This is a genomic window from Citrobacter sp. Cb041 (assembly GCF_030336655.1).
Lineage (GTDB): Bacteria > Pseudomonadota > Gammaproteobacteria > Enterobacterales > Enterobacteriaceae > Citrobacter > Citrobacter braakii.
This window is the reverse complement of the sequence record NZ_JAOWDD010000028.1, coordinates 35,650-50,531: the sequence shown is the minus strand read 5'-3', so window position 1 is coordinate 50,531 and position 14,882 is coordinate 35,650. Positions and strand designations below refer to the sequence as shown.

Below are 14,882 nucleotides of genomic sequence, written 5' to 3'. Positions count from 1 at the left end.
GTCCGCGAAATAACTTTATCCATAAGTCATCTCACGCAGTTTCAGAATTTATAATCACGCTTATCCATATGAATATTACCATTAAATGTTAAGGCCATTTTAATTATTGAAAAAGGAAAAATCCTAATTCTTCATCAATACAAATCCTATTGCTCATTTTCACTGTAAGACAAAATAAAAAACCACGAACACTAAAAACGACAAAATATAAAACTACTAAAACCGTAAGGATAACATATTATTGTTACTTATGCTGCCCGACAAACCATTAACGTACGTCGCAGATCTCTGATCGCATAGACATTTTTGGCGATATGGATGATCTTATAATAAAAAATTTCCTGTCGTGACATGAGTTGTTCGGTAACGTTATCAGGAACATTATCATTTTTATTTTTAACAATAGCTACACGACGGGTCTGCAGGTAACCATCACGATCTTTACCAATAAAATTCAGGATAACATTACGATCTACAGCATAATTTTTACCCTGAATATTGAGGCTTCCTACCTGAGATACCCGCCCTTCGGTAGCAGAAGAAATACGAAAAACCAGCAGAACTTCACCTTCAATTTTTACCCCCTGAGTTTGCGCCTCCAGATGCAGGTAAGTTTTTGCCGAGCAGGTCAGCGTCTCAGGTTCTTGATGGCGATATAAAAAATATGCTGTTATCGCTGCAAGAAAGATTGCCCCACTAATAAACAAAATTTTCACATTCACGGACAACCCCTCCTTTCTCTAACGTACAAACCCCAAGCAAATTCACTCTAAGATCATTGCCGGCTGATAAATTATTATCATCATAAAAAACAATTGTTTTCTTGCCATCATGACAAGCCGCATTTACTTTTCGCCACATATCAGAAGATAAAAATGCTTTTGTTTTATCAGCATTATTGTCATCGGCAGTATAAAGTTCACAATCATCTATTGCTCTGATATAGATAAAATTTTTGGATCTTGAATTAAGAGCTGAAAAGATAAATATGGCGCTTCCAAGAAATGCAAATAATAAAATGAAAAGAATAATATTTTTACTTTTTGGTCTTACGGATGAGTTCACCGTCTCAGTTACCGAACGCACAGTTTCATCTTCACAGGAAGATGACGATTCACCGCTGATCGAAGCATGGAACAAAAATCCCTGCCGGGGCAGCGTTTCAATGGGATTACCCGCCCCCAGCTCACTAAATGCTTTTCGCAAAATACTGATGCTTTTATTAAGACTATGACCCGATGGGGCCATGCCATGCTTTTTCCACACTTCTTCAATGATAAACTCGCGGTGGACTTGTTGATTTTTATGGGCAATGAATAGCTCAAGTAGTCTCGCGGTAGATGCCGAAAGAATTATTGTCGTATCGCGATGTTTCAGGCTTTTTCTGGTGGAATCATACTCAACCTGTTCATTAATTATACTGTTCATACTACCTGACTCTTAATTACCGTGACGTTGAGTGCAAATGACTAAAATTTCATCTGTGCCGAGCTGATTACTGCATTGTATAAAGACAGTTACAGTATAGGTTCAATATCTAACCATGACATATCGGATCAGAATTAATGCTTACTATTGATTGAGTTTGAAGCACCCCTGACCTACTGGTATGTATTTCTGCAATGCAACGATAAATTTCCGGTTTTTTGATTTCAATTCGCTACTACGCCAGGTTTCACCCGGCAACACATAACGCATGGTGGCTTCATCATCGGTTGAGTTGCACCCCAGGTGTACGATGATTTTAAAAAAAGTATTCCCGGTGTTTTTCAGTGTTCCGTTTGCCTCATCAATGGTGTAGGCCAGATTCATTTTTCTCGGGCGAACAACCAATATGGTGTCCATAGCGATCACCGGGAGAGCCTGCCCTCCTTTCCCTTGATTACGCTCGGTAAACAGCGTTATCGGCATTTCACGAAACAGAATTCGGTAATAGCGTTCTTTATCATCCTGCGGTCCACGGTAGAAAATCTTAAAAAACTCACTCGCCTGCGGAGCCAGTGAAAAATTCAGCGGCGTAAACAGAAGTTCGCCTTCAGCAATGGCACTTCTGTTTTCACCTCCCGGTCCAGGCTTATCAATTTTTACTGCGCCAATACTGTACAAATTCTGTTTCTGGCTATCGTTATAGATCCGTTTGCTGATAAATGATTTATCCGATGGCATCTCATAAATGGTCGACTCCAGGTAGACAGCCTGTGCGGAGAATATAGTCAACCCGGAAAGTAAGATAAATACCCATCTAAACACCAAACGGCAGCGGTTCATGGCGTCACTCCCACCCAATTCGCCGTGACTTTTATCTCTCCACTGGCACTGACAACACCTTCCCAATCTGTTCCGGAAACAGTTAACATCGACCGTGAATCATTCATTGGGAAAAGCAGTTTCAAATCAGTAGCATAATAGCTTCCATCATCATTGTTATTTGCGTCCCAGGGCGTCTGTTGCCACTGCGCATCGCTCATATTGATTGCTGCTTCACTACAGCTATTTCGTTTCTTCACCACGCCCCCCGACTGACTGTTGTACTGCAGAAAAGCGGGGATTGGGACTGACAGCCCGCCTTGAGGGGAGGTAAACAGACAGTAAGGCACACTGTTTATCGTCGTACTTTCTCCGATAACTTGCGCGGTAATGCTATCAGCCTGACGAGGACCGGAGACTGTCACGGTGTAATCTATTTCTATAGGAGCGGCGTCGCCAATCGTGCCACTGCCGCTCGCAGAAGCGGTGTTGTCTGAAGAGACGATACTGATCCCATACTCCTTCGGCACAATATTGATCTGTAGCGAAGGCGTAAACTGGTAGTGCCCTGACTCAGGTGTTAAGCCATTATAAAAACCGAAGGTAAACGGTTGAGTGTTAGTAATGCTGATTCCTGAATCGACGAGTTTTTTCAGGAATACTTTTGACAGAAAAATATATATGTATTCTCCAGAGGTCGTGAAAACGTTGTAATAAGCAGTTGAAGTACCATAGTTATACCAGTTTGAACCATTCCCGGAGTATTTCACGGTGGCCGGTCCAGGCGTAAAACCAAGCATCGCCGTGTCGACATAAGCGCGAAACGTCAGAGAGGCGGTCAGATTGGCGGTTTGTTGCAGGTTATAATTTACCATTTTGCAAATCACGCCATCTTCGCTGCCTACCACGCCAAGCTCGCAATAACCAGAGTCTTTGGTGATGCTCGGCGTACCGTCGCTGGCAACCCAAAGTTCCTGAAATGCATTAGTCGATACCAGTGACAGATGACCACGTTTGGTTAACGTATAATTGACGTAATTCCATAATCCTTTCGATTGATCTTTGCAACGTTGCCCGGAAGAATAATCATAATCTACGGAAGTATAACAACGGTTGAACACATAGGTTTCGCTGCTACCGGTAGGCACATTGCGAAAGTACTCATAGGCAGTATCCGTCAGGGAAGCGAATCCGTAGGCGCCACCAATAACGCCTGCGACAGATCCTACCTGCGCATGATAAAAGCCGTTTTTATCAGTGCCTTGCCCGGCAATAAATCCAGTTGATGGACACTGGCTGCCGCTATAACAACGGATCCCCCGAAAAGGCCCGTTAATCGGGGAATTATCAATCCACATGTCCTGATAATAATTTCCTGGCGCAGTCCAGATGACAAAACCTAAATACCCGAGACTCACCTGAGAGGTACCGTATTTTATCCATGTGTTTGAACCGCTGAAACGCGGATCGAGTGCGGAGGGGGTGATAAAGTATTCACTATCAATGGCATTTTCAATAAACAAATAGTTATTACTGACTGAGCCGGAAGATACTGCATTTAAAGCCAAAGCAGGCGCAGGCGTGAAACTCCCCACGGCACAGATTACAGTAGCTACTTTAATTAATACTTTCATTTTATTACCTCTGCGCCATCGTGGTTTGCGTGGAACATTTCACATCACCAACCCACGCTGCGCCGCGTGCTTTTTCCAAATCGAGATCGGCTTCGCATAGGCTGCCATTGGCTGAAATTAACGTGATGACCGGATATTTCTTATCGATATCGATAGCAAACTCCCCTTTTTCATCCGTACGCGTTTTACCGATGTGATTATGAATATCGGTGTTTGCAGCCAACTGCCCATCGGGATAACGAATACGCCCGAATACGGTGACCATACTTTTCACTTCAGGGTTGATAACACCCACGTTACCCGGATATAGCGTCAGTTCCTGTTTGCGCCCTGAAACAATATCAAAGCTGTCTTCAGAGTTTTTATCATTGAGGATCTCCAGCTTGTACTGAGCATAAGGCGGCAGTGCAATGAAATTGGATTTACCGCTGAGAAGATAATTTCGGTTATTAATCTTCGCAGCCAGTTTCCCTTCGCCGGTCAAATCGGTTTTCACAATAATGCCTGACCTTTGCCTCTCTTTACTCAGACCGAAATCTTTTCCTGCCCACGCCAGGGAACCTTGAGAAGAGAAGTTCATATTGGTGGAGTTGTCCGCAGAACGCGTTACCGATACGGTGCCGGCGTTATATTTCGTGTCATAACTCAGATTGCCGTTTACCGAGTAATTATTGTCGTAATACTGCTCGCCACTCAGGCGTGTCGAAGCCGACAATCCGACTGATTTAATGGGGCCTTCAGCATACTGCTTGCGCGCGCTGAGATTACCCTGAGTGCTGCCATAGCGATCCCGGGAGACGCCCATGCTCATCCAAGACGCCAACGGCAACGATAAATCCAGGCTGACATAACGTTCCTGTCGCCCATCGTCATTCCGGTTGTTGTAGTAATAACGCTGAATACCTGCGCGCAACCCAACCGTGGCATACTTGCCTGAATAAAGGTTCGTGCTGTAGTCCAGGTTACGGTATTTATTTCCCGAGTAGCGATTCTCCGTCTGACTCACGGTAAGCGAGCCGCCATGAGGAATAAACTTCCCCAGGTTAAGAGTGCCACCAATGGAATAATTGTCACGCTCCTGCATGGGCAGACGGTCGCCAATTTTACTGTCTTCACGAGATGCCCAAAGGGAACCATATCCCTCGGGGATATTGAGATTGATATTACTGATGTTTCGCCATGACGAATCGTTCGCTACCAGCGTCTGATTGCCAATGCTTACGTATTCATTCACATTGAGCGTGACATCCGTTTCATTAACCGCATTGTTGCCAAAACCGTAGAGCGTAGATTTCAGGCCCAGCCCCGACAATATCGCCAGCGTCACCGATGCGGCACCGCCGGCAATCCAGGTCTGCTCATTGCCTAAATCCTGATAGTGGTTTCGCTTATAACTCACACGGTCATAATCCAGTGAGCCACCAAACAGTTGCCATGAGAGCTGATCAATTCCGGCAGCCTGCTGGCGGGCAAAGATTTTATTAACCCGACTGATACGACTATTAATTGTCCGGCCATTGACCACGATATCTACCGTGACGTCATAAACACCATACGGGAAACGACTGGTATCAATTTCATAACTGCCCATATTAAAGTTCTGTACGCTGAGCAAACGCCCGTCACGAAATACATGAACCTCGCCAGCGGCTGGCAAAAATACGGTAATTGGCGTGAGCGAAAGCGAGGTATTCTCAACAACCGTACTTCCTTTGTTTCCGTAGCTTACGCCGTAAATTTTCCCACCATTCAGCGCATTCAGGCTGGCAATAGACTGGACATTCCAGGTGTCGAGCATCCCGAGCGCCAGTCGATATCCGTCATAATCACGCTCATACATCGCGCGATAGAGTTTACTGGTGCTGTTGCTGTCGCCTATGCCGTAAAACGAACCGTTAATGTTGACATGGTGTTCACGCAGCGATGTTGTATTGTCCATCGTCAGATAGCTGCGGGTACTGCTGCCGTTATGATAATCGTTGTAGTAGGTGCCAAAGTTATAGTTCAGGACGTTAGAGAGAGTCTCCACGCTGGAAGGTCCAAGCAGGCTGCTGCGTGCGACAATCGCTTCAGTTAACGCATCTTTGCTGACAATCATCTCCAGGTGAAATGAGGAGACGTTGAGTTGCAGACGTGCATCATTCGATAGCTCGATATTGGTGTTATCGTGAAACTTCACATCACGAATTTTTTCCACCAACGCGCGGGTTTTTCCAGATAACACGGCATTATTGGGCAATTCAGCAAGAGTCAGGGCTTTAACCGTAATATTGCCATCAACAAGGGAAATCACCGCATCGGCAACTTTTTGCTGACTTTTCTCGTCAGTCTCGTTGTAACGAATATATACCGGCACCGTCATTCCCTGCTCCAGTGAACGGGCGAAAGCGCTGGGGATAACGTAATTACCCACTTTTACTGGGGCTGCATGTGAAAATCCTGGTGTCAGCGCAAGAAAAAGACAAATGCTACCGCCGACAATATTTGTTGTTGTCATCTGCATCCTTACATTCCGGTAATTTTATTTATCCCTGCTATTGACCATCACTTCACTGTAATAAACTGCTTACCGTGCCAGATACCGATGCGTGAACGGCTATTACTAATGTCGGTAAACTGTAATTTTATTTTTGTACCCGGCATAATGTAATAACGTTCGCGACAGCCTCGTCCCCGATCGCGAGCCTTATCTTTACAAGCCCCATAGGCGATCACACGAAACGAAACATTGCCGGTATTGGTAATAACATCGCCATTTCGGCTATATTCAAAACGCTCCTTGCGCGGCGCGACTACCAGGATAGTGCCAATTTCAGCCGACGCTGTTGCAACAGCCATTTTATTCGCCCGGGTTTCCGCGCTCTCGGTGACCGGCTCATCTATCCATTGCAGACGATAATAACGCTCGACATCATCTGCAGGTCCTTTATAAAAGAAACGAAAAACATCCTTCGCCTGACCTGGAAGAATAAGATTGGCAGGTGTAGAGAGTAATTCTCCGGAATTAACGGGCTTTATTTCGATTCCCCCCGCCAAAGGTGATGACAATTGTTTTACCGAAACACTGACATAACGCGCCGCATCTGTCGTATTGATAATTTCTTTCGATAATGAACTCTCAGCAGAAGTCATGATCGATGTGATTTCACCAACATTAATTGCCCATCCGGGAAAAGATGCTACTAACCCTACCAACATCGCTGCCGGTAAATATTTTTTCATGACACCATTCCTGATAAATTCGGGAGAACAAATTCTCCCGAATTTTTTATTACTTAGGCAGACGGAGTCGTCCAGGTTGCATTGAACTGTACTTTTACATCGCCAGTCCAATAGCCGTCTGGCAGTGCAGAGTAATCTGCTACTGTCTGACTACCATCAGAAGTCGCTGACGCGATGGTGAATTTGAAGTTGGATTGATCGCTGACACGATCGGCACCGTTATAAGCGCCATCAGCCATCAAGCTTTCAAGACCAGAAGTGGAGCTGGAGTTAACAAGGACAGTATCTGATGAATTAGTCAGCGCAGTGCCATTCCATGCCACCCCTACGTTCAGGGTAGAAGCATCACCACTGGCGTTGATCAGAGTGTTACTAATAATCTGAGCAGTCAGTTCAAAATCAGTTGCCGTCTCCTGACCCTGAATCGTCACATCAAAAGCACCGTCCTGAGAGTTGAAGGCATTCAGCCCTTCAGCATACTGGAAAGTTAAAGAGTTCAGCGGGGTGACAACCAACATGCTGGTGGTATCTTTCGTTGCCGTCGCGTCCCACGAGGCTGTTGCAGAAGCAGTAACATCTGCCATTGCATTTGCTGCAACAAATACAGAAGCCAGAGATGTTACTAATAATATTTTTTTCATTTTATCTTCTCCTAAGAACAAACTCACCACCGAGTCTTATTATTAAGTCACTCCAGCGGTTCCATTAATTGCGAGCCAGAATTGCCGCGCCAGAAAATTATCATTTGGATTAAGTAACATCTCAACAAACCCTAAAACGTAAAAATTACAAAAAACTAAGAATTTTCCTATAAAAAACATTACCTAAGAAGTTTCCTAAGATATAATTACTTAAAATATGTACATTTTTAGAATTATTATCCACACAAACAATAAAAACCAAACAATTCATCTTTTTTAAGTTTTTGATAAATATCAAAAAGATCATACAAATAGCCCAGGAGTAAAACCCTTAAAAAACATAAAGATAATTAACATCCACATACTCTCTCTATAATGTTTATTATTTGTTGCAATCATGCTAATTTTTAACTTCACAAGAAAATTCTCATGAAATATTTATTTAAGGGGGAATATTCTTATAAAAATAGCGCTGACCTGTAGGATTATCATTCGAATTGATAATTATTCCACATAAATAAAACCAGGAATTTTCCATATAAAATGAATATTCCTGGAATATCAAGAGATAAATAACGCACGGCAAAGATAGCGTTAGCTGAAACCTTTTAACCCCAAATAACTATTAATTGTTACCGTACGGACCCGATGTAAGCTAATCAACTTTTGATGTTCGAGGGATTTTAATGAGCGGCTAACGGTTTCAATTTTAAGATCGAGATAACTGGCAATTTCCTCCCGCGAGAATGGCAAGCGAAGCGTCGTTTCTGGCCTGCCAATACGTAAATGCATTTCGTAAAACTCCACGAGGAAAGCAGCGATTCTGGCCTCAGCATGTTTATTGGCATAACGCCGTAGTTTTTCAACAATGAATCCATTGTCCCTGCAGAGAAACTTGATGACTGCCGCTGCAACCGACGGCTCCTTTTCTGCTGCCTTGAACAACCGCGCAATATCGATATGACATACCTCCGCAGCCGTTGCAGCCTTGATCGTTGTCAGATACTTCCCCCCCTCAACAGCATCCAGCGCCATGATGTCTCCCGGAACATAAAAGCGACTGATAAAATCGTTATCACCACATTCCACGCTGGACGTGCAGTACCCCTCGTGAATAACAAAAAGCATGTCCGCGGCTCCATCCTGGCGGGCGAGTATCTCCCCCGCTTTAAACTTCCTTCTTTTGTCTATCAATCGGTATTGATTATCACGATCAATCGCCGCGCCCTTTGGACACAGTGAACAATGGCGGGGGGGAAACGGGTTACCGAGCGGCACAACAGGAATGCTATGTTTGTGAATATCCGATTTCACGCAACGACTCCTCATAAAAATGAGACTGATTCTAATAGATTGGACCATAGGAACAATACGTGAGCCGCAGACCCAGAAAATTCATGCTGGTAGGGAAAATTCTGTGATACGTCGCCTTTTCGACGCCGGGGAGCACATGGCTAAAAACCAGACTGATGCGGATGATGATAAAACACAGGATAGAAAACAAATGCGGTAGCGGGGTAAAGAGTAGAATTAACCGAGCAATGCCTTAACAGACCTGAAAATCATAGACCTATTATGGCATCGCCCGTTTTCAATTACGCACGAATCGTGTCGTCACCGAAGCCAACCCACTTATAGGTGGTCAGTGCTTCCAGACCCATTGGGCCACGCGCGTGCAGTTTTTGCGTACTCACAGCCACTTCCGCCCCCAGTCCGAATTGGCCGCCATCGGTAAAACGAGTAGAGGCGTTAACGTACACGGCAGAAGAGTCCACTTCATTCACGAAACGATCGGCGTTACGCAGGGTGCGCGTCAGGATGGCATCGGAATGCTGGGTCCCATGCTCGCGAATGTGGGTGATAGCATCGTCCAGATCGGTAACGATTTTAACGTTCAGATCCAACGACAGAAACTCGTCGTCATACTCTTCGGCTTTCACCGCAACCACGTTAGCGGGCCCTGCCTGCAATGTGGCCAGCGCGGTGTCGTCGGCATGCAGCGTGACGCCGCTTTGTGCCATCTGCTGGCTCAGCGCAGGCAGAAAACGCGCAGCGATATCCTGATGCACCAGCAGGGTTTCTACGGTGTTACAGGTGCTCGGACGCTGGGTTTTGGCGTTGACGATAATTTTCAGCGCCGGGTCGATCTCCGCGGTATCATCAACATAAATGTGACAGACCCCAATGCCGCCGGTGATGACCGGGATAGTCGACTGCTCACGGCACAGCTTATGCAGACCCGCGCCACCGCGAGGGATCAGCATATCAATGTACTTATCCATACGCAGCATTTCAGCGACCAGCGCGCGGTCCGGGTTATCTATCGACTGCACGGCTGCAGCGGGTAAACCACAGGCTTCCAGCGCCTTTTGGATAACCGCCACGGTTGCCGCATTCGTCCGGTACGTCTCTTTCCCACCGCGCAGGATCGCCGCATTACCGGTTTTCAGGCACAGGGAAGCAACGTCAACGGTGACATTTGGACGCGCTTCATAAATCACGCCAATCACGCCCAGCGGAACGCGACGACGTTCGAGACGCAGGCCGCTATCCAGCAGACCGCCGTCAATCACCTGCCCGACCGGGTCGGCGAGATTACATACCTGACGCACATCGTCGGCAATCGCTTTCAGACGCGCCGGAGTCAGCGCCAGGCGGTCGAGCATTGCTTCGCTCAGGCCGTTGGCTCGCGCTTGCTCAACATCTTGTACGTTCGCGCTGAGGATGCTTTCCGTTTGCGCTTCCAGCTCATCAGCTATTGTTTCCAGTACGCGGTTTTTTTCGCGACTGGAGAGCAGCGCCAGCTTGTATGACGCAGCTTTGGCAGCAATGCCCATTTGTTCCAGCATATGCCTGTTCCTTAACGGGTAATCATGTCGTCGCGATGGACAGCAACCGGACCGTATTCGTAGCCCAGGATGGTGTCGATCTGTTGTGAGTGATGTCCGGCAATACGGCGCAGCGCATCGCTGTTATAGCGGGTAACGCCGTGGGCAATATCGCGCCCTTCGAGATTGCAGATGCGGATCACTTCACCACGAGAGAAGTTGCCTGTCACGCTTTTAATGCCTTTTGGCAGTAATGAACTGCCACGCTCCAGAATCGCTGCGGTCGCACCCTCATCAACGGTAATTTCCCCGGCTGGCGGTGCGCCGAAGATCCAGCGTTTACGGTTCTCCAGCGGAGAGGCCTGTGCATGGAAACGCGTCCCAACGGAGACGCCTTCCATCACGTCGCCAATTACGCCCGGCTTGCTGCCTGCGGCAATAATGGTGTCAATCCCGGCGCGGCATGCAACATCAGCGGCCTGCAGTTTAGTCCCCATACCGCCGGTTCCCAGACCCGAGACGCTATCACCGGCAATGGCGCGCAGCGCATCATCAATACCGTGAACGTCTTTGATCAGCTCAGCCTGTGGGTTGGTGCGCGGATCGGCGGTAAACAGCCCTTGCTGATCGGTCAGCAGCAGCAGCTTATCGGCCCCGGCCAGAATCGCCGCCAGCGCTGAAAGGTTGTCGTTATCACCGACTTTAATTTCGGCGGTCGCTACGGCGTCGTTCTCATTAATGACAGGAACGATGTTGTTATCCAGCAGCGCGCGTAGCGTATCGCGGGCGTTAAGGAAGCGCTCTCTGTCTTCCATATCCGCACGCGTTAGCAGCATCTGTCCGATGTGAATACCGTAAATCGAGAACAACTGTTCCCACAGTTGAATCAATCGGCTCTGCCCTACCGCCGCCAACAGCTGTTTCGAGGCTATCGTTGCCGGGAGCTCAGGGTAACCCAGATGCTCACGTCCGGCGGCAATCGCGCCCGAGGTAACGATAACAATACGATGCCCTGCGGCATGGAGCTGCGCACACTGGCGAACCAGTTCTACGATATGGGCGCGGTTCAGGCGGCGCGATCCGCCCGTTAACACACTGGTGCCAAGTTTTACCACCAGCGTCTGGCTGTCACTCATGATTCTCTGCCATTCAAAATTGGGGAAAATGATATCAAACGAACGTTTTAGCAGGACTGGCCCCGGTTGCCAACAACCAGCGCACAAAGCATGAAATTTTATTGCGCAGGATCAGCAAGCGTAGCGGCAGATTTTGACGCATTTATTACAGAAACAAAAAAACATCCTTTTTTAAAAATATTCTTACTTTGTCATAAAACGTTCATTACCAGACGTTAAAAACCCTCCTGTCTTTTAACGGGGATCACACCCAGTGAATATTAGCGCGTACTTTTAATCAGGAATGAAAATGAAAAAGAGCACTCTGGCATTAGTGGTGATGGGTATTACTGCGTCGGCATCCGTACAGGCAGCGGAAGTGTATAACAAGAACGGTAATAAACTGGACCTGTACGGCAAAGTAAAAGCTATGCATTACATGACGGATTATGACAGCAAAGACGGCGACCAGAGCTATATCCGTTTAGGTTTTAAAGGCGAAACGCAAATTAACGATGAACTGACGGGATATGGCCGCTGGGAAGCAGAGTTCGCCGGCAATAAAGCCGAAAGCGACTCTAACCAGCAAAAAACCCGTCTGGCCTTTGCCGGTCTGAAATTAAAAAACCTTGGCTCGTTTGATTACGGTCGTAACCTCGGCGCGCTGTACGACGTGGAAGCGTGGACCGATATGTTCCCGGAATTCGGCGGCGACTCCTCCGCGCAGACCGATAACTTTATGACCAAACGCGCCAGCGGCCTGGCGACCTACCGTAACACCGACTTCTTCGGCGTCGTGGATGGTCTGGATCTCACCCTGCAATACCAGGGGAAAAATCAGGACCGCGATGTGAAAAAACAAAACGGCGACGGTTTTGGTACTTCCGTTACCTATGATTTTGGCGGCAGCGATTTCGCGGTGAGCGGTGCGTATACCAACTCCGATCGTACCAACCAGCAGAATCTGCAAACGCGCGGGACTGGCGATAAAGCAGAAGCCTGGGCGACCGGTTTAAAATATGATGCTAACGATATTTATATTGCGACGTTCTATTCTGAAACGCGCAATATGACGCCAATTTCCGGTGGCTTCGCCAATAAAACACAGAACTTCGAAGCGGTAGTTCAGTACCAGTTTGACTTTGGTCTGCGTCCGTCACTGGGTTATGTGCTGTCAAAAGGGAAAGATATTGAAGGCGTAGGCAATGAGGATCTGGTGAATTATATCGACGTTGGCGCAACATACTATTTCAACAAAAATATGTCCGCGTTTGTCGATTATAAAATCAACCAGCTCGATAGCGACAATAAACTGGGCATCAACAATGATGATATCGTTGCTGTCGGTATGGTTTATCAGTTCTGATGTAGCATAAAAAAATGCCGGATGGGGTTGCGCCGCCATCCGGCATTTTACTGTTCATTATGCCGTTAATTTAACCGGTTCATCGTTAAAATCGTCAGCAGGCTCCAGCGCCAGATTCAGCGACGTTAACAACCCACGTAATTTTTCATGAAATTCACGTAAGGTGTATTCCAGTCGCTCTACCACTTCAGTCTCTTTCACCGGCACTGCAGTCCAGTTCCCGTCTTTATCGAACAAGCCAAACTGGTAGCTGTACGTGAAGCGTTTTTCCTGCGCCTCCAGTTCCATCCACCAGCCCCAAAACTCGCGTTTCTCTGGGGCGGGTTTCACATTGACGCAAACAGCCAGACAATCGAAAAAAAACCGATTATCTTCGCACTGCCCTTCCCGGATGTACGGGCCAAGCGCGGTGAATTTCTTGATCAATCTACTTTTCGGATGCCCACTCGGTAACGTCATTACGATCTCCTTAGGTGAAGCACCTGTTTTACCAAATCGATAAAATTTAGCAAACTTTTAACACAATCTCTGATTGATCCAACCGGTTATTTCCTGCAGCCCTTTGTCAAAATTGCGATACACCGGGTTGAATGGAATCTCCAGCAGCTTACCGTCAGAAGATGAAGATGTGATTAAACGCGACTCCTCTTCCGGGCTAAACGGATCGTTTTTCCAGAACCCCGACAGCATTGGCGTCGGGCAGCGTCGGCCCAGCAGGCCCTGCACTTTTAATGAATAGCGATTAAGCTCAACGCGCAACGCTTCATCGGATGCGTCGTGCATTCCCAAACGACTGGCCAGAACGTCAAGGTACATTTCCGGGACGCTTGCCTGGCGCTGCGGGTCGCTAAGCAGCGCATGAACCACCGGCCCCAAACAGGCCACCGCCTTCAGACGTGATGATTCCAGATACGCCAGGCGTACCGCCACGTTGGCGCCAAAACGGAAGCCGAAGGCCGCCACACGGGTGTGATCCACCCACGGAACATTCGGCAGCGCTTTTAATACGTGCTGATGCAGCAGGCTGGAGTCCTGGGTCAGTTTCCATTTTGACGAGAACCCGACCGACGGCATATCCAGCGTCAGCATGGCAATACCGCGCGGGGCAAAGTAGCGCTCATACAGAGTGTAATAATCCGTTTGCATGGAATCGAGGCCACCGCACATCAGCACCGTCGGGAACGGACCGTCGCCTTTTGGCATATGCAGGAAGCCGGTAATCGGCGCGCCGCCGGTAACGGCAAATTCCATCTCACGCAGCGTGCCCGGCAGACGCTGTGCGGCCTCTTCATAGGCGCGATTGGCCAGAGCCTGCGCCTGCTCTGCCAGCTCATCGCCTTTTAAGTGCGGATAAGCAGCGATGTTGTAGAGCGTGGAAGCATGCAGCCAGTGGCGTCCGCTCACTTGCGGATCCTCTTCCATAGAGGCTTTCTGTTGCCAGTCCATCGCCTGCTTCGCCCACTCGTAAATCCAGTTTCCGCCGCGATAGCCGATAACCGTGTCGTAGAGCTCTTTATCAGTGCGTTCGGCTTCGCTCATGACGATACGTGCCTGCACTTCGAGGATTTCGCGCGGATCGACGCCACGCCAGATCCACATCAGGCGGTTCACCATGCGGTACCAGTGCGGGATGGTTTTGCCATCCAGAGTCGATTGTACGGACGGCTGCGCGCCGTGATTAAAACGACGAACCAGCGTTGACGTTTCAGGGTGTTTGAAGCGGGGTTTAAACAGGACTTCGCTGAGGTTAGCCTGTGACATGATTGCAGCCTCCATGAGTACTCACTAAGGCATAGTGTAACCTGACACAGCACAAAAAGAACAACGCC

Annotated in this window: 13 protein-coding genes; 1 reads left to right on the top strand and 12 read right to left on the bottom strand. The window is 47.7% G+C overall.

The features are described from left to right. Positions 1-248: 248 nt before the first annotated feature. From OGV52_RS02805 to proB, 10 genes are all read right to left on the bottom strand, one after another. Positions 249-722, bottom strand: a complete 474-nt coding sequence (locus tag OGV52_RS02805; RefSeq protein ID WP_200051298.1) for a FidL-like protein — start codon at positions 720-722, stop codon at positions 249-251. Beyond that, positions 697-1,428, bottom strand: coding sequence for a winged helix-turn-helix domain-containing protein (locus OGV52_RS02800; protein WP_049281647.1), 732 nt, complete (start codon positions 1,426-1,428; stop codon positions 697-699). The genes OGV52_RS02805 and OGV52_RS02800 overlap by 26 nt, the downstream gene beginning before the upstream one ends. Before the next feature lie 144 nt (positions 1,429-1,572). After that, entirely contained in the window at positions 1,573-2,268 is a 696-nt protein-coding gene (locus OGV52_RS02795) for a fimbrial biogenesis chaperone (RefSeq protein ID WP_047417050.1), read from the bottom strand. Next, complete coding sequence (locus tag OGV52_RS02790) at positions 2,265-3,881, bottom strand: fimbrial adhesin EcpD family protein (protein ID WP_049281648.1); 1,617 nt, start codon at positions 3,879-3,881, stop codon at positions 2,265-2,267. The genes OGV52_RS02795 and OGV52_RS02790 overlap by 4 nt, the downstream gene beginning before the upstream one ends. A gap of 4 nt (positions 3,882-3,885) precedes the next feature. Then, positions 3,886-6,378: a CS1-pili formation C-terminal domain-containing protein gene (locus OGV52_RS02785; RefSeq protein WP_155553731.1), complete on the bottom strand. Its 2,493-nt coding sequence runs from the start codon at positions 6,376-6,378 to the stop codon at positions 3,886-3,888. Positions 6,379-6,425: 47 nt separating this feature from the next. Beyond that, positions 6,426-7,103 (bottom strand): EcpB family pilus assembly chaperone, encoded by a 678-nt coding sequence (locus OGV52_RS02780; protein WP_046276284.1) that lies wholly within the window; start codon positions 7,101-7,103, stop codon positions 6,426-6,428. A 53-nt stretch (positions 7,104-7,156) separates the two neighbouring features. Further along, positions 7,157-7,744 (bottom strand): common pilus major fimbrillin subunit EcpA, encoded by a 588-nt coding sequence (gene ecpA / locus OGV52_RS02775; RefSeq protein WP_046276283.1) that lies wholly within the window; start codon positions 7,742-7,744, stop codon positions 7,157-7,159. A gap of 594 nt (positions 7,745-8,338) precedes the next feature. Beyond that, positions 8,339-9,058 carry a Crp/Fnr family transcriptional regulator gene (locus OGV52_RS02770; protein WP_047498426.1) on the bottom strand — a complete coding sequence of 240 codons (720 nt, stop codon included), beginning with the start codon at positions 9,056-9,058 and terminating at the stop codon, positions 8,339-8,341. A 281-nt stretch (positions 9,059-9,339) separates the two neighbouring features. Then, complete coding sequence (gene proA, locus OGV52_RS02765; protein ID WP_137379435.1) at positions 9,340-10,593, bottom strand: glutamate-5-semialdehyde dehydrogenase; 1,254 nt, start codon at positions 10,591-10,593, stop codon at positions 9,340-9,342. 11 nt (positions 10,594-10,604) lie between these two features. Continuing rightward, on the bottom strand, positions 10,605-11,708 hold the full coding sequence (proB, locus tag OGV52_RS02760) for a glutamate 5-kinase (protein WP_003031373.1): 1,104 nt from the start codon (positions 11,706-11,708) through the stop codon (positions 10,605-10,607). Positions 11,709-11,997: 289 nt separating this feature from the next. Here proB and phoE point away from each other — a divergent pair, with 289 nt between their 5' ends. Beyond that, the gene (gene phoE / locus OGV52_RS02755) at positions 11,998-13,053 is read left to right on the top strand and encodes a phosphoporin PhoE (RefSeq protein ID WP_016151867.1); all 1,056 of its coding nucleotides are present in this window, start codon (positions 11,998-12,000) and stop codon (positions 13,051-13,053) included. A 57-nt stretch (positions 13,054-13,110) separates the two neighbouring features. Here the strand turns inward: phoE and crl are convergent, their stop codons facing one another. Together crl and frsA are read right to left on the bottom strand one after the other, a co-directional pair. Further along, positions 13,111-13,512, bottom strand: coding sequence for a sigma factor-binding protein Crl (gene crl / locus OGV52_RS02750; RefSeq protein ID WP_016151866.1), 402 nt, complete (start codon positions 13,510-13,512; stop codon positions 13,111-13,113). Between the two features lie 57 nt (positions 13,513-13,569). After that, positions 13,570-14,814 (bottom strand): esterase FrsA, encoded by a 1,245-nt coding sequence (gene frsA, locus OGV52_RS02745; protein WP_016155767.1) that lies wholly within the window; start codon positions 14,812-14,814, stop codon positions 13,570-13,572. Positions 14,815-14,882 lie beyond the last annotated feature (68 nt).